20 protein-coding genes are annotated in these 20603 nt (G+C 68.1%); 8 read left to right on the forward strand and 12 right to left on the reverse strand.

All coding sequences use genetic code 11. The features are described 5' to 3' along the window. Position 1: 1 nt before the first annotated feature. Genes QZ755_RS12210 through QZ755_RS12220 form a run of 3 tightly spaced genes read left to right on the forward strand, consistent with a single transcriptional unit; the run spans position 2 to position 2005 of the window. The gene (locus QZ755_RS12210; protein WP_294323192.1) at positions 2-223 is read left to right on the forward strand and encodes a hypothetical protein; all 222 of its coding nucleotides are present in this window, start codon (positions 2-4) and stop codon (positions 221-223) included. Positions 224-232: 9 nt separating this feature from the next. Beyond that, positions 233-1030 carry an RNA methyltransferase gene (locus QZ755_RS12215; protein WP_294323194.1) on the forward strand — a complete coding sequence of 266 codons (798 nt, stop codon included), beginning with the start codon at positions 233-235 and terminating at the stop codon, positions 1028-1030. Positions 1031-1060: 30 nt separating this feature from the next. Continuing rightward, on the forward strand, positions 1061-2005 hold the full coding sequence (locus tag QZ755_RS12220) for an arginase family protein (protein ID WP_294323196.1): 945 nt from the start codon (positions 1061-1063) through the stop codon (positions 2003-2005). A 158-nt stretch (positions 2006-2163) separates the two neighbouring features. Here QZ755_RS12220 and QZ755_RS12225 read toward each other — a convergent pair whose 3' ends face one another. From QZ755_RS12225 to recR, 3 genes are all read right to left on the reverse strand, one after another. Beyond that, a complete protein-coding gene (locus tag QZ755_RS12225) occupies positions 2164-3588 on the reverse strand; it encodes a DNA recombination protein RmuC (RefSeq protein WP_294323197.1) in 1425 nt (474 codons plus the stop codon). A 456-nt stretch (positions 3589-4044) separates the two neighbouring features. Further along, complete coding sequence (gene def, locus QZ755_RS12230) at positions 4045-4569, reverse strand: peptide deformylase (protein ID WP_294323200.1); 525 nt, start codon at positions 4567-4569, stop codon at positions 4045-4047. Between the two features lie 31 nt (positions 4570-4600). After that, positions 4601-5197, reverse strand: coding sequence for a recombination mediator RecR (gene recR / locus QZ755_RS12235; protein WP_055755758.1), 597 nt, complete (start codon positions 5195-5197; stop codon positions 4601-4603). A gap of 53 nt (positions 5198-5250) precedes the next feature. On the opposite strand from recR, the gene fmt reads away from it, so the two are divergent. Together fmt and truA are read left to right on the forward strand one after the other, a co-directional pair. Continuing rightward, positions 5251-6162 (forward strand): methionyl-tRNA formyltransferase, encoded by a 912-nt coding sequence (fmt, locus tag QZ755_RS12240; protein WP_294323203.1) that lies wholly within the window; start codon positions 5251-5253, stop codon positions 6160-6162. Further along, positions 6159-6905, forward strand: coding sequence for a tRNA pseudouridine(38-40) synthase TruA (truA, locus tag QZ755_RS12245; RefSeq protein WP_294323205.1), 747 nt, complete (start codon positions 6159-6161; stop codon positions 6903-6905). The genes fmt and truA overlap by 4 nt, the downstream gene beginning before the upstream one ends. Positions 6906-6987: 82 nt before the next feature. On the opposite strand, the gene QZ755_RS12250 is transcribed toward truA, so the two are convergent. The 9 genes from QZ755_RS12250 to QZ755_RS12290 all read right to left on the reverse strand — a co-directional run bounded on the left by QZ755_RS12250 (position 6988) and on the right by QZ755_RS12290 (position 17475). Then, positions 6988-8199 (reverse strand): class I SAM-dependent RNA methyltransferase, encoded by a 1212-nt coding sequence (locus QZ755_RS12250; protein WP_294323206.1) that lies wholly within the window; start codon positions 8197-8199, stop codon positions 6988-6990. Next, the gene (locus QZ755_RS12255; RefSeq protein WP_294323207.1) at positions 8190-9584 is read right to left on the reverse strand and encodes an NAD(P)H-hydrate dehydratase; all 1395 of its coding nucleotides are present in this window, start codon (positions 9582-9584) and stop codon (positions 8190-8192) included. Before QZ755_RS12255 ends, QZ755_RS12250 begins: the two co-directional genes overlap by 10 nt. Continuing rightward, positions 9581-9979, reverse strand: coding sequence for a hypothetical protein (locus QZ755_RS12260; RefSeq protein ID WP_294323209.1), 399 nt, complete (start codon positions 9977-9979; stop codon positions 9581-9583). The genes QZ755_RS12255 and QZ755_RS12260 overlap by 4 nt, the downstream gene beginning before the upstream one ends. A 78-nt stretch (positions 9980-10057) precedes the next feature. After that, on the reverse strand, positions 10058-11779 hold the full coding sequence (ilvD, locus tag QZ755_RS12265; RefSeq protein ID WP_294323211.1) for a dihydroxy-acid dehydratase: 1722 nt from the start codon (positions 11777-11779) through the stop codon (positions 10058-10060). 9 nt (positions 11780-11788) lie between these two features. Continuing rightward, a complete protein-coding gene (locus QZ755_RS12270) occupies positions 11789-12514 on the reverse strand; it encodes an N-formylglutamate amidohydrolase (RefSeq protein ID WP_294323213.1) in 726 nt (241 codons plus the stop codon). After that, a complete protein-coding gene (locus tag QZ755_RS12275; RefSeq protein ID WP_294323214.1) occupies positions 12515-13234 on the reverse strand; it encodes an enoyl-CoA hydratase/isomerase family protein in 720 nt (239 codons plus the stop codon). A 149-nt stretch (positions 13235-13383) separates the two neighbouring features. Beyond that, positions 13384-14211: a 4-(cytidine 5'-diphospho)-2-C-methyl-D-erythritol kinase gene (locus QZ755_RS12280; protein WP_294323217.1), complete on the reverse strand. Its 828-nt coding sequence runs from the start codon at positions 14209-14211 to the stop codon at positions 13384-13386. Between the two features lie 5 nt (positions 14212-14216). Continuing rightward, positions 14217-15800: a tetratricopeptide repeat protein gene (locus QZ755_RS12285; RefSeq protein WP_294323218.1), complete on the reverse strand. Its 1584-nt coding sequence runs from the start codon at positions 15798-15800 to the stop codon at positions 14217-14219. Positions 15801-15813: 13 nt separating this feature from the next. Continuing rightward, positions 15814-17475, reverse strand: coding sequence for an electron transfer flavoprotein-ubiquinone oxidoreductase (locus QZ755_RS12290; RefSeq protein WP_294323219.1), 1662 nt, complete (start codon positions 17473-17475; stop codon positions 15814-15816). Between the two features lie 115 nt (positions 17476-17590). On the opposite strand from QZ755_RS12290, the gene QZ755_RS12295 reads away from it, so the two are divergent. Genes QZ755_RS12295 through moaB form a run of 3 tightly spaced genes read left to right on the forward strand, consistent with a single transcriptional unit; the run spans position 17591 to position 20596 of the window. Continuing rightward, positions 17591-18307 carry a uracil-DNA glycosylase family protein gene (locus tag QZ755_RS12295; protein ID WP_294323220.1) on the forward strand — a complete coding sequence of 239 codons (717 nt, stop codon included), beginning with the start codon at positions 17591-17593 and terminating at the stop codon, positions 18305-18307. After that, on the forward strand, positions 18304-20079 hold the full coding sequence (locus QZ755_RS12300; RefSeq protein WP_294323221.1) for a lytic transglycosylase domain-containing protein: 1776 nt from the start codon (positions 18304-18306) through the stop codon (positions 20077-20079). Before QZ755_RS12295 ends, QZ755_RS12300 begins: the two co-directional genes overlap by 4 nt. Continuing rightward, a complete protein-coding gene (gene moaB / locus QZ755_RS12305) occupies positions 20069-20596 on the forward strand; it encodes a molybdenum cofactor biosynthesis protein B (protein WP_294323222.1) in 528 nt (175 codons plus the stop codon). The genes QZ755_RS12300 and moaB overlap by 11 nt, the downstream gene beginning before the upstream one ends. Positions 20597-20603: the final 7 nt, after the last annotated feature.

The raw sequence follows: 20603 nt of genomic DNA on the forward strand, positions 1-20603 counted from the left end.
CATGCTGACCCGGCTCAAGAACCTGTTCACGATCAAGTCGAAGTTTGAGGCGTTCCTCGTCATCTATGGCCTGGGCGTCGGTGCGGTCGAACGCGGTTTCCATTACATGGCGCAATATCCGGGGATCGGCGGCAAGCTGTTGTTCGCGGTCTGCCCGATCGCGGTGTTCATGGCGGGTACCCGCATTCTCGACTCCATCGACGCGGAGCGCGTAGGGCGCTAGGCGGGCATCATGCCACGCGAAATTACCGCCTATTCGAACCCGATGGTGAAGTCCGCCCGCAACCTGCGGGAAAAGCGCCACCGCCGCGACCAGCGCCGCTTCCTGGCCGAAGGCTTGCGTATCCTGACCGAAGCGCGCGAGGCCGGGTGGCTGCCCGCCGAACTGTATTTCGCAAGTGGTGAACAGCATCCGCTGCTGGAAACGCTGATCGAGGAAACCGAGGCGGCGGGCGGTATCGCCATTTCGACCACGGTAGACATCCTGTCGAAGCTGTCGGGCAAGGATAATCCGGGGTCGGTCGTCGGCGTCTATGACGAGTTTTCGACCGAACTGGCGCAGATCGACCGGCGCAATGCGTCGCTGTGGCTGGTTGCCGAACGCCTGCGCGATCCGGGTAATCTGGGCACGATCCTGCGCACCGCCGATGCGACCGGCGCGGGCGGGCTGATCCTGATCGACGAATGCGTCGACCCGTTCTCCGTGGAAGCGGTGCGGGCGAGCATGGGGGCGATCTTTACCGTCGCGGTCGCGCGAGCCGACTGGGTGACGTTCCGGGACTGGTTGCGTCAGGGGCCGGGAACGCTGGTCGGCCTGAGCCTCGATACCGAGCATGATTACCGCGCGCCGACCTATCCCGACCCGACCTTCCTGCTGACCGGGAACGAGGCGCAGGGGATGCCCGACCACATGGCCGCCGAATGCGACCTGCTGGTGAAGATCCCGATGCTGGGCAAGGCCGACAGCCTGAACGCGGCAGTGGCCACGGCGGTGATGGCGTACACCGTGCTGGGGCAGCACCGGCCCTGAACCTTTGGCCGGCCGGGGGATTGAGCGGGGATGACCCGCCCGACCTTCGCCGCCCTGCCCGCCGCCGACATCGATACGATCGAGCGTGCCAGCATCGTCCTGTTCGGCGCCAGCGAAGCCACGCCCTATGACGATGGCGCGCCGAGCCATTCGGCCGACGCGCCGGCTGCGATCCGTGCCGCATCGCTGGGGTTCGCGCGGCAATTGTCGCAGATCGATTTCGACTTGGGCTTCACACCCTTCCCCGATCCGCAGAATGCGCGCGGCGTGGTGGATGTCGGCGACGTCGATACGCGGCCGGAGGATGCGGCGGGCAATCGCCAGCGGATCGAAGCAACGACGCGCGCCGCGCTGAAGGCTGGAGCCGTGCCGATCCTTCTGGGCGGTGACGATTCGGTGCCGATCCCCTTCGCGGCATCCTTTGCCGACCACGGGCCGCTGACCGTCGTGCAGATCGATGCGCATGTCGATTGGGGCGACGATATTCGCGGGGAGCCGCTCGGCTATGGATCGCCGATGCGGCGGCTGGCGGAGATGCCGCAGGTCACGGGGATGGTGCAGGTCGGGGTGCGTGGCCTCGGCAGCGGGGGTGCCTGCCAGATCGAGGACGCGCGGGCATGGGGCAGCCGGATCGTCACCGCCTATGACCTGATCCGGGGCGGGATCGATGCCGCCATCGCGCAGGTGCCGGCAGGCGGGCGCTATCTGGTGTCGATCGATTGCGACGGGATCGATCCGGCAGCGTTCCCGGCAGTGGCGATGCCGACGCCGGGCGGGATGCGCTATGAGGAAGTCGTGCTGCTGCTGACCGCACTGGCGGAAAAGGGCGAGATCGCGGGGTTGGTGCTGGCCGAATATGTGCCGGCGCGCGATGATCCGCATCGGTTGTGCGCAGGGATCGCGGCGCGGATCGTGGCGGTGACGATGGGGCTGGTGCTGGGCGATAATGGGCAGGTGCCGGGGCAACCGGCCTGAGGCATGTTATCACCACGCCGTACCCCGGCGGAGGCCGAGGTCCAGTTGCGGCGTAGATTGCAATTGCAACGCGAACGATTCCCAACTGGGCCCCGGTCTTCGTCGGGGTACGTCCAGCGCTCGGGATAAGGGTCGACAGCCGCTTCGTCGGTACGCCCCTACTCAGCCGCCGCGCCTTCCGCCTCCTGCCGGTCCTCTACGGCATCCTCCGCCTGCGCGATGGCAACCGCCAGCTTGGTCAGCGGGCGTGGCGACTGTTCCACGACCGGCAACGGATCGATGCTCTTGCCACCGGTATCGATGTTGAGCGTTTCGAACCGCTTGGCCGAGGTCATCACCTGCGATTCGAGGCTGCCGACGAACGCGTTATAGGCGGTGTTCGCCCCCTCCAGGTTCTTGCCGAGCTTTGCGACATGCTCGCCCATCTTGGCGAGGCGGGCGTGGAGTTCGCGGCCAAGCTGGCCGATCTGGCGCGCCTCGCCGGCGAGCTTTTCCTGCCGCCACACCGCCGCGACGGTGCGGGCGATGGCGATCAGGTTGGTCGGCGTCGCGATCAGCACGCGGCGGTCGAACGCATAGTCCCACAGCGCCGGATCATGCTCCAGCGCGGCGGCAAGGAAATGTTCGCCCGGCACGAACATCACGACGTAATCGGGCGTATCCTCGAACTGCGACTGATAGCTCTTGGCCCCCAGTGCGTTGACGTGGTTCTTCATCGACGCGACGTGCGCGGTCATGAAGCCGGCGCGCTCCACCTCGTCCACCGCGCCATGCGCATCCTGATAGGCGTTGAGCGACACCTTGGCATCGATCACCAGGCTCTTGCCGCCGGGCACCTTGACGATGGCGTCGGGGCGCAGGCGGCCGTCGCCATGGTCGACCGACACCTCCATCTGGAAATCGGTATGTTCGGCAAGGCCGCAGGTTTCCAGCACATTGCGCAGCTGCTGTTCGCCCCAGCGACCGCGCGCCTTGGGCGCGGAGCGCAGCGCGTTGACCAGCTTCGCCGCCTCGCTCTTCACCGATTCCTGGCCGATGCGCATCGCATCCATCAGGCCCTTGAGCGTGCCATAGGCTTCCTGGCGCTCGCCCTCGACCTTGGTCATGCTGGCTTCGTAGCGCTTCAGCGTCGCCTCGACCGGGGCCAGCAGCGCCTTCAGCTTCATCTCGTTGGTGTCGCCGGCCTGCGCAAAGCGTTCGTTGGCACGTTGCAGGAACGCTTTTTGCGCGCCGTCGAGCATGATCTGCGCGGTTTCGCGGAACTGCCCCGCCATCGCCTCACGCGCGTCCTTGAATTCGGTCAGCCGCTCCTCGAACGCCGCCGCATTGGCCTTCAGCGCAGCATGGTCGAGCAGCAGCGCATCGCGATCGCCGCGAATTTCCGCCAGTTCCTCGCGTAGCGCGGGCACTTCCTTCGCACGTTCGGTGGCGAGGGCGAGGTCGGCGATCGCCTGCTTGAAATCGCTTTCTCTTCTGGCGAGTTCATCACGCAAAGTGTTCACATATCTCGCGCCGCCGAACCAACCCAGCGCGCATCCTACAAAGAGCACGACGAACAGAACGAGAATCAAATAATAGTCCATAACCCATGTAGGCAAATGGCCGCGCCCTCAACAGGCACGACCATCGTTACGCCTTCCCTATCCGCAGATGCTGGCAGTTCCAACGAGCCCATGCAAATCCTCCACAATAGCACCAAGGCTATCATAGAGCTTCACAGACATCGCAACGACATTGCCGCTCGAATCATAGATTCGATAGACCCACCCGAATTCGGTACAGCGACTTATCGTCACCGACATAATCATTCCCTTTTGCCAGCGCGCTGCTGACGACCAGTTTCCTGGGAACGATGGTTATGGAGCGCTGAAACTGCCCAGTTATAATTAGGCTATAGGGTCAGATTCTTGCTCAAGAACTCCACGCCCCCCCGTCTGAAGCCGCCTTGACGAGGCAAACATTTCGACAGCGCTATCCTCCTCCTCAACACCACCCGAGATACACCGTTTGTTCTTGTCGGACAATGGGAATATTGCACCTTACGCCGCCTTGCGCGCCTTGCTCAGCTTCTTGATGACCATGTCGCGCTTCAGCCGCGACAGGTGGTCGATGAACAGGACGCCGTTGAGATGGTCCATCTCATGCTGCAGGCAGGTCGCCATCAGGCCGTCGAGCCATTGGTCATGCGCGTCACCCTTCTCGTCCAGCCACGTCACGCGGCACCGCGCGGGGCGGACGACATCGGCATATTGTTCGGGGATCGACAGGCAGCCTTCCTGATAGGTCGACAGCTCTTTCGAAACCTCCTCGATCACCGGATTGACGAAGGCGTGCGGGGCCTTGACCGGCTTGCCTTCTTCATCTTCCTCGTCCTGCAGGTCGATGACCAGCACGCGCTTGGGCACGGCGACCTGGATCGCGGCGAGGCCGATACCCGGTGCGTCGTACATCGTGTCGAACATGTCGGCGATGAGGGTCTTTACCTCATCGGTCACGCCCTCGACGGGTTCGGAAACGAGACGAAGGCGGGGATCGGGGATTTCGATGATCGGAAGAATAGCCATAGCGGTCGGGTAAGTAGCATAGTTTCGCCGGTCAAGCGACGGGGCGTCTCGCTCGCAGCGCCTGGGCCAGCGTGCCTTCGTCCAGATAGTCGAGTTCGCCACCGACCGGCAGGCCGTGGGCGAGCTGGGTCAGGCGGACGGGAAATTTCTCGATCCGCTCGGCGATGTAATGCGCGGTGGTCTGCCCCTCCAGCGTGGCATTCATCGCGAGCACAACCTCATCGATTCCGCCGGCCGCGACGCGACTGACCAGCGAATCGATGGCGAGGTCATCGGGCCGAACTCCCTCCAGCGCCGACAGCCGCCCGCCCAGCACATGGAAGCGGCCGGGGAACAACCGCGCCCGGTCGAGCGCCCACAGGTCGGCGACCTCCTCCACCACGCACAGCGACCGGTCGTCGCGGCGCGGGTCGGTGCAGATGCCGCAAGGGTCGGTCGTGTCGACATTGCCGCAGGTCGAACAGGTCGACAGGTTGCGCGCCACCCGGTCGAGCGCGATCAGCAACGGGTCGAGCGCCGTCTCCCGCTTCTTGACCAGATGCAACACCGCGCGCCGCGCCGAACGGGGGCCAAGACCGGGAAGGCGGGAGAGCGCCTGGGTCAGCGCGTCGATTTCGGGAGAGGCCATCGCACCCAAGATAGGGGGTTGCGCGGGCGGACGCCACGGTGTCGTAGGGGGCCATGCGGATCATCTTCATGGGCACGCCCGAATTTGCGGTGCCAATCCTTCAGGCGCTGGTCGATGCGGGGCATCAGGTCGTCGCGGCATATAGCCAGCCGCCGCGTCGCGCCGGGCGCGGCAAGGCGCTGACCCCCTCCCCGGTTCACAGGCTGGCCGAGTCGCTGGGGATCGAGGTGCGGGTGCCTGAGAGCCTGCGCGATGCGGCGGTGCAGGCGGACTTTGTGGCGCTGAATGCCGATGTGGCGGTGGTTGCCGCGTACGGTTTGCTGTTGCCGCGAGCGGTGCTGGACGCGCCACGGCTGGGGTGCCTGAACGTCCATGGATCCCTGCTGCCGCGCTGGCGCGGGGCGGCGCCGATCCAGCGTGCGATCCTGGCCGGGGACGAGGAAACCGGCGTCGACATCATGCAGATGGCGGCGGGGATGGATACCGGGCCGGTACGGCTGGAAGGACGCACCCCGGTCGCGCGCAAGACGGCCGGCGAACTGACGGTCGAGTTGAGCGCGATGGGCGCGCGGCTGATGCTGGAGGTGCTGGCCGATCCGGACGCCTATCCGCCGGTCGTGCAGGCGAGCGAGGGCGTGACCCATGCCGCCAAGATCGACAAGGCCGAGGCTCGGTTGCGCTTCGAGGGCAGCGCGGCGGACGCGGAACGGCAGGTTCGCGCGTTCAATCCCGCGCCGGGCGCGTTTTTCGAAGTAAATGGCGAGCGGATCAAGGTGCTTTCGGCCTATGTCGATCCCGATGGCAGCGGCGCCGAACCCGGCACGGTCGTGGGCGGCGCGCTGGAAATCGCCTGCACCGATGGCGTGCTGATCCCGACCCATGTCCAGCGCGCCGGACGCGGCGTTACCTCCGCTGAAGAAATGCTGCGCGGCTTCGCAATACCCGCCGGCACGCGCATCGCATGACCCGCTTTGCCCTGACGGTGGAATATGACGGCCGCCCGTTCGTTGGCTGGCAGCGCCAGTCGGAGGGAGCCAGCGTACAGGGTTCGATCGAACGCGCGCTGTTCGAGGTGACGGGAGAGCAGGCCGCCGTCCATGCCGCCGGGCGCACCGATGCCGGGGTTCATGCGACGGGAATGCGCGCGCATGTCGATGTGGCGAAGGCGATCGATCCCTTCCGGCTGATGGAGGCGCTGAACGCCCGGCTGCGGCCCGATCCGGTCGCGATCCTCGATTGCGACATCGTGCCGGACGATTGGCACGCGCGCTTTTCGTGTCTGGGCCGGGCCTATGTCTATCGCATCGTGTGTCGCCGTGCGCCGCTGACGCACGAACGGGGGCTGGCGTGGCGCGTGCCGCAGCCGCTGGATGCCGATGCGATGGCGGCGGCGGCGGCGCGGCTGGTCGGGCGGCATGACTTCACGACCTTCCGCTCGGCGCATTGCCAGGCGGACAGCCCGATGCGGACGCTCGACCGGCTGGCAGTGGAGCGCGACGGTGACCGGATCAGCATCCACGCCGCCGCGCGGTCGTTCCTGCATCATCAGGTACGCTCGATGGTCGGCTGCCTCGCGATCGTCGGACAGGGCAGGCGGACACCCGACGATCTGGCCGACATCCTCGCCGCGCGCGATCGGGCCGCACTATGGCTGAACGCGCCGCCCGATGGGCTGTATTTCGTTCGGGCCGACTATCCCTCATCATGACGCACCCCCGCGCAGGCGGGGGTCCAGAGCCACTGGCGGCATCGTTCGCGACCCCGAATTCCCGCCTTAGGCGGAGATACGATCAGGCATTGTCCCGCACCAGCCGCGCGACCAGTTCGACGTGAGTCGACCAGCGGAACTGGCCGACCGGCTGCACCCAGTCGACCCGGTATCCCGCTTGTACCAGCATCTTGGCATCGCGTGCGAAGCTGCTGGGATTGCACGAAACATAGGCGATGACCGGCGCGTTGCTCTCCGCCAGCGCCGCCGCCTGTTCGCGGGCGCCGGCGCGTGGCGGGTCGAGGATCACCGCGTCGAACCGGTCGAGTTCGGCCGCCGTCAGCGGGCGGCGGAACAGATCGCGATGGTCGGCGACGACCGGCCGCCCGGCGCGGGCGGCGGCGAGCTTCAGCGCCATGATCGCCTCGCGCCCTGCCTCCCCCGCATAGGTCCGTGTCGCGCCTCCGCGCGACAGGGTGAAGGTGCCGAGGCCCGCGAACAGGTCGGCGACGATCGCCGCCCCCGCAACCGCCTCGTCGACTGCCGCGATCAGTGCCGCCTCGCCATCGCCGGTCGCTTGCAGGAAGCTGCCCGGCGGGAAGGGCACAGGCACGCCGCCCAGCGTCACGTTAACCGGCTCCGGTTCCCATCGCGCCTCGGCCCCCATGCCGTCGTCGATCGACAGCCGGGCGAGCCGCTGGTCCTGTGCAAAGGTCGTCAGCGCTTCGGCAGCGGCCAGTCCATCGGCAATCTTGCCGATGATGAGGACGTCGACCCCCTGATCAACCTGCGCCAGATGTACGTCGGCGCGCGACCGGTCCTTCAGCGCGGTTGCCAGCAGCCAGCGGAGCGGCGCGATGGCGGCGAACAATTCCGGCAGCAGGACATGGCATTCGCGTACGTCGACGATGCGATGGGTGCCGCTTTCGGTGAAGCCCAACGTCACCTGCTTGCCGCGCCGGTCGGCGTGGAGAGTCGCGCGGCGGCGGGTGTGGGTCGCGGACAGGATTGCCGGGCGGACCACGGCGTCGAGCGACTGCGACGCCAGCGCGCCGCGCACTCGGTCGGCGACGAAATCGGCCTCGCTGGGCAGGTCGAGATGCTGGAGCTGGCACCCGCCACAGGTGGGAAAATGACGGCACGGCGGCGCTGCGTGATGCGGGCCATGTTCCAGCGAGCCATCGGGCAGCAGCCGATCGCCGGGGGCGGCAAAGGGCACGTGACAGCCGTCGCCGGTCACGCCTTCCCCCCGTGCGGCGACACGGGCGATCACGTCGTCATCGGTCAGCGACATTCGGCGATCGCCTGTCCGAGGTGATCGATCAGCGAGTCCGCGACAAGGGCAGGACCGGCCATTTGTGCGGCACGGCCATGCAGCCATACCGCCTCTCGCGCCGCCTGCCCCGCGCCGGGACGCAGCCGCGCGGCGAGAATGCCGGCCAGCACATCGCCGGTGCCGGCGGTCGACAGCCAGGACGGCGCAGCAGGGGAGACGGTGACGGTGCCGTCGGGAGAAGCGATCACGGTGTCGGGGCCTTTATGGACGATGGTCGCGCGGGCCTGTAGCGCAGCTTGGGCCGTCCGGTCGATCTTGTTGCCGCCGCCTTCCCCGAACATCCGGTCGAACTCGCCACTGTGCGGCGTGAGGAAGGTCGGCGCGCTGCGGGCGGCGACGCGCGCGACGCCCGCCGCTCCGAGCAGGGAAAGGGCGTCGCCGTCGATCACCAGCGGCGCAGCGCAGGCCATCGCGGCGTCGAGCAGGCGGGTGGCGGCTTCGTCGCGACCCAGCCCCGGCCCGACCAGCACCGCCGCCAGTCGGTGATCGGCCAGCAGCCCCGGCGGATCGTCCAGCGGCCGGCGGACGAGAGCATCGGGACCGCCGTGCCCGGCATCGTCGCCGGCCAGCACGACATAGCCCGCCCCCGCCGACAGTGCCGCATGGGCGGCGAGCCGCGCCGCGCCGGGCATCGCGCCGGCGAGGACCGTGACCAGGCCACGACGATATTTATGGGCGTCGCGCGCTGGCGCGGCGATCACCGGGCGCGCGATCGTGCGGGGCGCGTCGGGCAGCGCGATATCGAGATCGGCGAGCAGGACATGCCCCATGCGGGCGACGTCCGGACCCACGACATGCGCAGCCTTCAGCGTGCCCAGCGCGACGGTCACATCGGCCCGAGCAGCACCAGGGAAATGCCGTTCCGCATCGGCGTCGACCCCGCTCGGCATGTCGATGGCAATGACGAAGGCGTCGTCGGTCAGCCGGGCCAGCGCATCGGCAATCTTGCCCTCCAGCGGTCGCGAGAGGCCGGTGCCGAACAGGCCGTCGACGATCACCGGACGTGGGGAGATGTCGGCGAGTTCGAAAACCGGGCCGGACCAGCCGGCACGCATCCGGGCAGCGGCGCCCTCCGCACGTCCGGGCAGTGCGGCAATGGCGACATCGCAACCCCATTCCCGTAAAAGTCGAGCGCAGAAAAAGGCATCGCCGCCATTGTTGCCGGGACCTGCGAGAACCAGAATGGCGCGTCCCAGCGCGAGGCGACGGACTTCCCGCGCGACGGCCCGCCCGGCGCGCTCCATCAGCGCATCCTGCGCCACGCCGGAAGCGAACGCCTCGCCCTCCGCGGCTCGCATCGCGGCGGCGCGCAGGATCGGCGCGTCGGCCGGATAGATCGTCATCGCGCGACGGGGCCGACCGTAGCCGGCAAGCGATAGCGTGCGCCACCGATCGCGACCTCAATCCGATTGTCGCCGACGACGGTGACCTTTGCCGCTTCCGACCCATCGGCCGCGATTACGCCGCGCCCGTCACGGGCGATGCGCAACCGGTGAAAGCCGCCATCGGGCTGGCGCAGGGTCAGCAACGCGCCCTCCGCATCGGCGGTCCGCTCGATCGTGCAGTCGGCGGCCAGCGGCGCAGCCGCATCGGCGGCACATTCGATACGCCCGGCGTCATCGGCGGCCGCACGTTGTTCGGCTTCGATATTGGCCAGGACGGCGGCATTGGGCTTGCGGTCGCAGGCGACCAGCAGCAGGACGGTGGCAAGGGCGAGGCGTCGATTCAATCCGCTCATGGCGGATCGATACCACACCTCGCCCGGAACAGTATCCCCGCACAGGCAGGGATACATCGCCGTCCTGAATATGCGCCGTCAGATGTCGGCGTAGACGTGCCGTTCCGCCTTGGCACCCGGATGAGTTACCGCCCCCTGATAGGCGGGGCCGACCGTCGTCGAATAGCGCCACAGCGCGCCCGACTGGTAATCATTGACCCGCGGCTGCCACTTCGCCCGGCGATCGGCCAGCACATCGGCGGGAACATCGAGGTCGATCGTGCCGGCATCGGCGTCGATGGTGATGATATCGCCATCCTCGACCAGCGCGATCGGGCCGCCTTCGGCCGCTTCGGGGCCGACATGACCGATGCAGAAGCCGCGCGTTGCACCCGAGAAGCGACCGTCGGTGATAAGCGCGACGCTTTCCCCCATGCCAAGGCCATAGAGTGCGGCGGTGGTCGAGAGCATCTCGCGCATTCCCGGACCGCCTTTCGGCCCTTCATAGCGGATCACGACGACCGAGCCTTCGGTGATGTTGCGTGCCTCGACGGCGGCGAAGGCGTCTTCCTCGCAATCGAACACGCGGGCGGTGCCGGTGAACTGCAGGCGCTTCATGCCGGCGACCTTCACGATCGCGCCTTCGGGCGCCAGGGTCCCGCGCAGGCCGACGACGCCGCCGGTCGCCGTGATCGGCGTCTTGACGTCGTAAATGACCTTCTGGTCAGAATTCCACGTCACTTCGTCGATATTCTCGCCCAGCGTCTTGCCGGTGACCGTCAGGCAGCTGCCATCGAGCAGATCATTGGCCAACATCGTCTTCATCAGCATGTAGACGCCGCCGGCTTCATACATGTCCTTTGCGACATACTTTCCGCCCGGCTTGAGGTCCGCGACGTAAGGCGTTGATTTGAATGCTTCCGCTACGTCGAACAGGTCGAAATCGATCCCGGCCTCCGATGCCATCGCCGGCAGGTGCAGCGCGGCGTTGGTCGAGCCGCCGGTCGCCGCGACGACCCGCGCGGCGTTGATGAAGGCGGCGCGCGTCGCGATGTCGCGCGGGCGCAGGTTGAGGCGAACGAGTTCCATCACCTGCTTGCCGGCAGCGATCGCGATCTCCTCCCGGCTGCGATAGGGTGCCGGCACCATGTTCGAATTGGGCAGCGACAGGCCGATGGCTTCGCCGACACATGCCATGGTGTTGGCGGTGAACTGGCCCCCACAGGCGCCATGGCCCGGACAGGCGACCTTTTCCAGCGCGGTCAGGTCGTGCAGCGGGCAGGTGCCGGCGGCATAGCGGCCGACCGCCTCGAACACGTCGACCACGGTCACGTCGCGATCCTCGAACCGGCCGGGCAGGATCGATCCGCCATAGACGAAGATCGACGGCACGTTCAGCCGCAGCATCGCCATCATCATGCCCGGCAGCGACTTGTCGCACCCGGCAAAGCCGACCAGCGCGTCATAGCAGTGCCCGCGCACCGACAGTTCGACCGAATCGGCGATAACCTCGCGGCTGACCAGCGAGGATTTCATCCCCTGATGCCCCATGGCGATCCCATCGGTCACGGTGATGGTGTTGAACCGGCGCGGCATCCCGCCACCCGCCACTACGCCTTCGCGCGCGGCGTCGGCCTGGAAATCCAGCGTCGTGTTGCACGGCGCGCTGTCGTTGCCGGCGGAGGCGAGCGCCACGAACGGCTTGGCGATGTCTTCCTCGGCGATACCCATCGCGTAATAATAGCTGCGATGCGGGGCGCGCTCGGGGCCGACGGAAACATGGCGGCTGGGCAGCCGCGACTTGTCGAAATTCTGGGTCATGGCGACAGCCTATTGCGCAGAGCGAAGCTTCAGCGCAAGTCCATTGCGCACTGCGGCGATCATTGCGATCAGGATACCGCACCACCGCGCGACGCCGGCGGCATCGGCGATCAGGTCGTTGCGGACCTCTACCGACAGCGACGGGATGCCCTGTCCTTCCGCGTGGCGATCGAGCGTGGCATTCAGGATGCGACCAGAATAGGGTTGCTGATCACCCGTCGAAATGCCCTGCGCCCGCAGAAAGTCTATCGCGATGCGGGCGGCGCGGTCGTCGCGGCCGTAGAGGATGCCAGCCTCCCACGGGCGCGGCTCGCCACCGGTTTCGAGGGCCGGCGTGAAGCTGTGGATCGCAACGATCAGGCGCGGGCGGTCGCGGCGGACCTGATCGCGGACCGCGCGATGATAGGGTGCGTGGAAGCGGGCGATGCGATCGGCGCGATCGGCGCCGGCATTGGCGGGAATGGTGTGGCCGTCGGATTGCGCGGGGATCAGGCCGGGGTGATCGCTTTGCCGATGCAGGTCGATCACCAGCCGCGATATGGTGCCAAGGATCGCCGGCGCGTCGAGTTCGGCCGACAGCGCGCGGGTCAGCGGCCCCGCGCCGATGTCGACGCCGACATGCAGGGACAACAGGTGCCGTGGGATGAGGATGTCGTCCGGCACCCACGCAGAGGCGTGGTCGCACAGTAGCAGAAGATCGGTGTCGGTTCCCGGCAGATGATCGGCAGGGTGCATTCAGAACTCCGGCAGTCGGCGGTCGCGAAAGGCGGCAAGCCCCTCTGCCAGTTCGGCGCCGCCGAATGCTGCGTCGAACCGCGCCTCGCCGCCGGGAATGGCGTCGATGGCGAGCTTCAGGCCGCGCACCGCACCGGGGGCGTTGGCGGCGATTCGTGCGGCAAGGGCATGGGCGTCGCCGCCGCGCCTGTGGACGAGTCCGATCGTGAAGGCTTCGTCCGCGTCGATCGCGTCGCCGGTGTAGAGCAACCGCGCCGCCTGCCCCCGCCCCACTGCCGCGACCAGCCGCGCGACGTCAGCCGGGGGATAAAGGATGCCGAGCCGCGCGGGCGGGATGGCGAACCGGGCGCCATCGCCCGCGACGATCAGGTCGCACGCCAGCGCCAGCGCAACCGCTGCGCCGAAGCATCCGCCGTTCACGGCTGCGATGACCGGCATCGGCAGGCGGGCCACCCCCTCGATCGCAGCAGACAGGCTTTCGCGGAACAGGGTGCGGCGGGCGGGATCGTGTTGCAGTTCGGCGAACTCGGCAATGTCGGCCCCCGCCGAAAAGACGCCCGGTTCGCGCGAGGCGATCACGACAGCACGGACGTCGGATGCGCCGAGGTCGACGATGCGATCCGCCAATTCCCGCCAGCCCGCGATCGGCAGGGCGTTGCGCGCGCCACCCCGCGCCAGCCACAACGTCGCGACCGCGCCGTCGCGGGTGCAGTCGATCATGGAGGAAAAGTGGGCGGCGTCCGGAGAGACCGCCCACGGACGATCCGCTCCCGGCGTTTGATCCGCAACGGTGTCTTCGCAAGCATCGCGCCAACCGGTCGCCCCAGCGGCGGCGGCATCCCGTTGGATCGAAGCGGGACGGTCGACTGTCACGCGAGTGCCGTTTCGAGACACCACCAGTCGGGCCGGGCTGCCCGGATCGCGGTGGCTGCAGTCTGACAGTCCTCCGTCCGATCGAACAGCGCGAAACAGGTCGCACCCGACCCCGACATGCGCGCCAGTCGAACACCGTCTGCCTTTTCCAGCATTGCCAGCACCGTATCGATTGCCGGGGCCAGCGCGCGTGCCGGCGGTTCGAGGTCGTTGCGCCCGTCCAGCGCGATGGCCAGCGCATCGCCATCCGGCAACGGCCCGCGATCGGTACGGTCCCATGCGGCAAAGACGGCGGCGGTCGACACGCCCACTCCGGGATTGACCAGCAGCACCGGCAGCGGCGGCACCTCGATCGGGCTCAGCTGCTCGCCCCGCCCGCGCCCGATCATCGTCCGCCCGGCCAGACAGGCAGGCACATCCGACCCAAGGTCCGCCGCGATCGCCATCAGCGCCGGATCGGCGGGCGATAGCCCAGCCAGCTGCGCCATGCCACGCAGCGTCGCCGCGGCATCGGCCGATCCGCCACCGATGCCCGATGCGACCGGCAGATGCTTGTCGAGGACGATCGACAAAGGGTCGCCCATGCCGAACGCGCAGCGAAACGCGTCGCGGGCGCGGGTGACGAGGTTGTCGCCTTCCCCGGTCAGCCCGTTCGCGAACGGACCGATGATGGCGAAACCGTCCCGCTCCGCCGGTGTCAGGCGGACGGTATCGCCATCGCGGACGAACACGAACAGCGTTTCCAGTTCGTGATAGCCGTCGTCGCGCCGGGCACGGACGTGCAGCGCGAGGTTCAGCTTGGCGGGCGCGGGTTCGACGATCATCGGGGTCAGCGATGCGACGAAGGCGGCCCGTTCGCAAGCCTTGAGGCCAGCCGCGCCGCATCGGGACCGCTGGCGGACACCGCCGCCGCATTCCAGGCATAGCGTGCCTCGACCCGGCGGCCCGCCGCCCAATAGAGATCGCCGAGATGTTCGTTGATCTCCACATCGTCGGGCGCTTGCCGCACCGCGCCCTCGATCAACGGCAGCGCGGCGACCAGGTTGCCGGCACGAAACCGTGCCCAGCCGAGCGAATCGGCGATGGCCGGGTCCTTGGGCGCAAGGGCATGGGCGCGCTCCAGCATCCGCGTCGCCTCCGCGACATTCTCACCGCGATCGACCTGGGCATAGCCGAGATAATTGAGCGCGGCCGGCTCCTGCGGCGCGAGTTCGACCGCGCGGCGCAGCATCGGCAGCGCACCGGCCCAGTCGCCCATCCGGTCCAATGCCGCGCCGCGTTGCAGGTAGAGCGTCCAGTCCGCCGTCGGACCGGCCTTCTCCAGTGCGCGTGCATAGACCTGTGCCGCTTCGGCGGGCTGGTCCGATTCGAGCAGCAGATCGGCATAGCGGCGCAGGCTGGCGGTCGGCGCATCGCGGCGCGTGGCCTGTTCGCGCGCCAGTGCGAGCGCACCGGGGAGATCGCCCGAACGTTGCAGGATGACGATGCCCAGCGCATTCGCACTGCCGGCAAAGGGATCGCCCGACGGAATCTGCGCGAGCGTCGCCCGCGCCTCTGCCACCGCATCGTCGCGGGCCAGCGCATCGGCAAGCGCGATCCGGGCGCGGGAATAGCCGGGGTCGAGCAGCAGCGCCGATCGGCTGAGCATGATCGCCAGCGCCTCCGTCCCCTCCGCCGACAGGTCGCCCGCCATCCGCGCGAACAGCCGCGACACTCCGAACCGGGCGTCGCCCTTGCTCCCGCGTCCCAGCGTTTCGGCAGCACGCGCCAGCACCGGATCGTCGCCGCTGAGCAGGGCGCGAGCGGTGTCGCGTTCGCCACCACGCGCGAGGAACTGTGCGGCGTTCAGACGGAAATCGGCATCGCCGCCGGTCGCGGACAGGAGCGCGCGGGTGGCGGCGACACCCTCCGCCATCCTGCCGGTCGCGAGCAGGCGCAGCGCGGCATTTTCGGCGGCATAGCGGCGCGGGATCGCCCCGCCGTCGCCCGCAACCTCCGGCGCGGGCAGGTCGACCCAGCCGGCAAGTAGGGGACTGAGGAAGCCGAGCGGCGATCCGGCCAGCCGGTCGAGCGCGGCACGCTGCGCCACCGCGTCACGGGCGATTACCGCATCGCTGAACACAAGCAAGTCGAGATCGGGCGGCGCGACGTCGGCTGCGCGCAATACCGCACCGGCGCGGCGGGCAAGCGGCAGGTCGCCCGCCGCCAACGCCTGTCGCAACGCCCGCACTGCGATCACCGGATCGGCGGGTTGCGCGGCCAGCGCCAGCGCATAGTCGCGCGCGGCGGCGGTGACCTGCCCGTCCGCATCGGCAGCACGCGCCTGGACGTATGCAGTCAGGGGGGCGGCGGTCAGCGGAGCGGCAGGCACGGTGGTTGCCGCCGACGCCGGTGCCGCCACCAGCGCCGCCACGACGATCCCCAGGCTACATGTTCGGATAATTCGGTCCTCCGCCGCCTTCCGGCACGACCCAGTTGATGTTCTGCGTCGGGTCCTTGATGTCGCATGTCTTGCAGTGGACGCAGTTCTGCGCGTTGATGACGAACTTCGGCGCGTCGGTTTCTGCCCCCACGATCTCATATACGCCCGCCGGGCAGTATCGTTGCGCAGGTTCGTCATAGAGCGGCAGGTCGTATGCGACCGGGACGTCGGGGTCCTTCAACGTCAGGTGGACCGGCTGATCCTCCTCATGGTTGGTATTCGACAGGAACACCGAGGACAGCCGGTCGAAGCTCAATACGCCATCGGGCTTGGGATAGGCGATCGGCTTCACCTGATCCTTGCGCCACAGGCTTTCGTGATCGGGATGGTGGCCGAGCGTGAAGGGCATCCGGATGCCCCAATGTTCCGCCCACATCGTCGCATTGGCGATGCCCGACCCGACGAAATCGCCATATTTCTTGACCAGCGGCACGACGTTGCGGACCGTGCGCAGTTCCTCATAGACCCAGCTTGCTTCATACGCAGCGGTATAGGCGGTGAGTTCATCGCCCGAACGGCCGTCGCGCACGGCGGCAAAAGCGGCCTCGGCGGCCATCATGCCGGACTTCATCGCGGTATGGATGCCCTTGATCCGCGGCACGTTCAGGAAGCCCGCCGAACAGCCGACCAGCACGCCGCCGGGGAAGGTCAGCTTCGGCACCGACTGCCACCCGCCGTCGTTGATCGCGCGCGCACCGTACGACACGCGCTTGCCGCCCTTCAGGATCGCGGCGATCGCCGGGTGCGTCTTCCAACGCTGCATTTCCTGGAACGGCGACAGATAGGGGTTGGAATAGTTCAGCCAGGTGACGAAGCCCAGTGCCACCTGTCCGTTCGCCTGATGATACAGGAACCCGCCGCCATTGCTTCCGCGCGTTTCGCTGAGCGGCCAGCCCTGGGTATGGATCACGCGGCCAGGAACGTGGTTTTCCGCCGGGATGTCCCAGAGTTCCTTGATGCCGAGGCCATAGACCTGCGGCTGGCTGTCCTTCGCCAGGTCGAAGGTGCGGATGATCTGTTTCGACAGATGCCCGCGCACCCCTTCGGCAAAGAAGGTGTATTTGGCGTGGAGTTCGAGGCCCGGCTGCCAGTCGGGCTTGCGCGTGCCGTCGCGGGCAATGCCCATGTCGCCGGTCGCGACGCCCTTCACCGAACCGTCCTCATGATAGAGGACTTCCGCCGCCGCGAAGCCGGGGAAAATCTCGACTCCCAGCCCCTCGGCCTGTTCGGCCAGCCAGCGGCACATATTGCCGAGCGAGCCGGTATAGGTGCCCTTGTTCTGCATGAACGGCGGCAGGATGCGGTGCGATACCTCGCTGCTGCCGGTTTCCGACAACAGCCAGTGATGATTCTCGGTCACCGGCACTTCCGCCATCGGGCAGCCCAGGTCACGCCATTCGGGCAGCAGCTCGTCCATCGCGCGCGGATCGAACACCGCGCCCGACAGGATGTGGGCGCCGACCTCCGACCCCTTTTCCAGCACGCAGACCGCCAGTTCCTCGCCGCTGTCGGCCGCCATCTGCTTCAGCCGGATCGCCGCGGACAGGCCGGCCGGCCCCGCGCCGACGATCACGACGTCATAGGGCATCGATTCCCGTTCGCTCATCATTTCTTCCTCTGCGGGCCAGCCGCCCCATGTCGTCGCGTGACGGCCACGCCCTGTCCTTGCCAACGATTTGGGCAGATTGACGGGGAGGTCAACCCAGTGCCTTAAGGGCGACATGGGGGCGGACCAACATATTCAGTGGCATGAAGCGGCGGCCAGCGCGCTGGAATGGTGGAGCGACGCCGGCGTCGACACGCTGGTCGAGGACGAACTGCGTGACTGGTTCGCGGCCCCCGCGCCTGCCCCCCGCCCGCTTGCCGTAACGTCTGCGCCCGCCGCCGACCTGCCGCCCGACACGCTCGACGCCTTTGTCGCATGGCGGATGGGCGCTGCAGCGCCGGAGGCCGGATGGAACGCCACGCGCGTGCCGGTGTCCCCACAAAAAAATCCGTCGCTGATGATCCTGACCGACCTGCCCGAGGCGGACGATTCGGTGGAGAATGGCTGGATGACCGGCCCGGTCGGCGTTCTGCTCGACCGGATGCTGGCGGCGATCGGGGAAGTGCGCGAAAGCGTCGTCATCGCCGGCATCGCCCATGCCCGAACATCGACCGGCCGGATACCTGCGGAGGCGCAGGCGACGCTGGACGACCTTGCCCGCCGCCTCGTCACGCTGGTCGCGCCGCAGCGGCTGCTGCTGTTCGGCGCAGAGCCGTGCCGCGCCATGCTCGGCGTTGACGGCCAGCGCGGCGGTTTACGCACCCTTAACCATGACGGCATAGCCTGTCCCACGATCGCCACGTTCCACCCGCGCTTCCTGTTGGAGCGGCCCCTGGCCAAGGCGGAGACATGGCGGCACCTGCAGTTGCTTATCAGGGAACCGACCGCGTGAAGCTCAACCCACTCGTGTTCGCGGCGCTGCTATTGCCCGCCCTTCCCACCACCGCCCATGCCGATGATTCGCCGACCCACGGCACGGCCATCTCCGTCGCCGAAGCGCGCGTCCCCCCGCAATTATCGCCCGAGGATCGCGACGCCTATACCCAGGTCTTCGCCGCGATCCGTGGGCAGCGCTGGGCCGATGCCCAGCTCAGGCTCGACGCGATGAAGCCGGGACCCCTCCATGCCGTCGCCCGCGCCGAACTCTATACCGCCAAGGGATCGCCCAAGGTCGAGCTGCCGCAGCTGATGGCGGTACTGGGCGAAGCGCCCGACCTGCCCCAGGCGCCGGACCTTGCCCGCATCGCAAAGCTGCGCGGGGCGACCGCCCTGCCCGAGTTGCCGACGCCGCAGCGGCTGGTGTGGTTCGATGCCGCCCCGGTGCGTGTCCGGGCGAAGGCCGCGCGCAGCGATGCCGCCGCCGCACAGCTGCTCGACGCGATGAAGCCCTATGTGAAGGCCGATGACGGCGTTGCCGCCGAAGCGTTGATCGCGACCCGCGCCGCCGACCTGACGCCCGAGGCGCTGACCGAGATGCGCGGGCGGGTCGCATGGATCTATTTCGTGGCCGGCGACGATGCCAATGCCCGCCGCCTCGCCGCCGTCGCGCAGCAGGGCGAAGGCGACTGGACCGCGCAGGCCGACTGGACGCAGGGGCTTGCCGCGTGGCGGCAGCAGGACTGCGCGGCGGCACAGGCTGCTTTCGCCAGCGTCGCGCAGCGCGCCGGCGATACCGAACTGCGCTCGGCCGGCCTCTATTGGGCGACGCGTGCCGATATCGCCTGCGGCCGCCCCGACCTGGTACAGGCGCGGCTGCAGACCGCCGCGCAATATGGTGAAACCTATTACGGGCTGCTTGCCCGGCAGGCGCTGGGCCTGGTCGAGGGGGCCGATGCCGGCGCCCGCGCTCCGGTAACCGACGACTGGCGTGCGCTGGAGCGACGGTCGAACGTCAAGGTCGCCGCCGCCCTGACCGAGATCGGCGAAGGCGCGCTGGCCGACAAGCTGCTGCGCCACCAGGCGCGGATCGGCGGCGCGGGGGATTATGCCGCGCTGACCCGGCTGTGCGGCAATCTGAACCTGCCCGCGACACAGCTGTGGCTGTCGCACAATGGGCCGCAGGGCGCGCGTCCGCTGGTCGAGGCACGCTATCCCGCGCCCGACTGGACGCCGGACGGTGGCTGGCGCGTCGACAAGGCGCTGGTGTTCGCCCACACGCTGCAGGAATCGCGCTTCGACGCCGGTGTGGTCAGTCCGGCGGGTGCGACCGGCCTGATGCAGATCCGCCCCGGCGCGCTGACCGATTATGCGCGCGCGCATGGCCTGAACCTCGAAAAATCAGCGCTGTCCAAGCCGCAGGTGAACATGGCGGTCGGCCAGAGCTATCTGGAGCAGTTGCGCGACCGGCCGTTCACCGGCGGCCTGCTGCCCAAGGTCATCGCCGCCTATAACGCCGGACCGACCCCGGTCGAAGCGTGGAACGTCCAGCTGAAGGACGGCGGCGACCCGCTGCTCTACATCGAATCGATCCCCTATTGGGAAACGCGCGGCTACGTGATGACCGTGCTGCGCAACTATTGGATGTATGAGAAGCAGGCGGGCAAGGCGTCGGCGAGCCGCGCCGCGCTGGCGCAGGGGATGTGGCCGAAATTCCCCGGCCTGCCCGGTGCCGCCGCCGTGCGCGTGAAGGGTGCGGGGCAGACGCGGGTGGCCGATGCCAATTGACGACAGCCGGCCGTTCGTGGCCGTTCGGATCGCAGTGCTGACGGTATCGGACACGCGCGGGCTGGCGGAGGATCGTTCGGGCGACACGCTGGTCGCCCGACTGGAGGATGCCGGCCATATCCTGGCCGACCGGGCGATCGTACGCGACGACATCGATGTCATCGTCGCGCGGCTGCACGGCTGGATCGACGATGACAGGATCGATTGCGTCATCACCACCGGGGGCACCGGCGTCACCGGGCGCGACGTGACCCCCGAAGCGATCGAGCGGGTCGCGACCAAGCTGATCCCCGGATTCGGCGAACTGTTCCGCTGGCAAAGCTATGCCAAGATCGGCACCTCCACCATCCAGTCGCGCGCCACCGCCTGCGTCGCGCGGGGCACCTATATCTTTGCCCTGCCCGGATCGACCGGCGCGGTGAAGGACGGGTGGGACGGCATCCTGCGGGAACAGCTCGACATCCGCCACCGCCCCTGCAACTTCGTCGAGCTGATGCCGCGCCTGCTGGAGCGGTAACGGCGGG

The organism is uncultured Sphingomonas sp. (assembly GCF_913776855.1).
Classification (GTDB): domain Bacteria; phylum Pseudomonadota; class Alphaproteobacteria; order Sphingomonadales; family Sphingomonadaceae; genus Sphingomonas.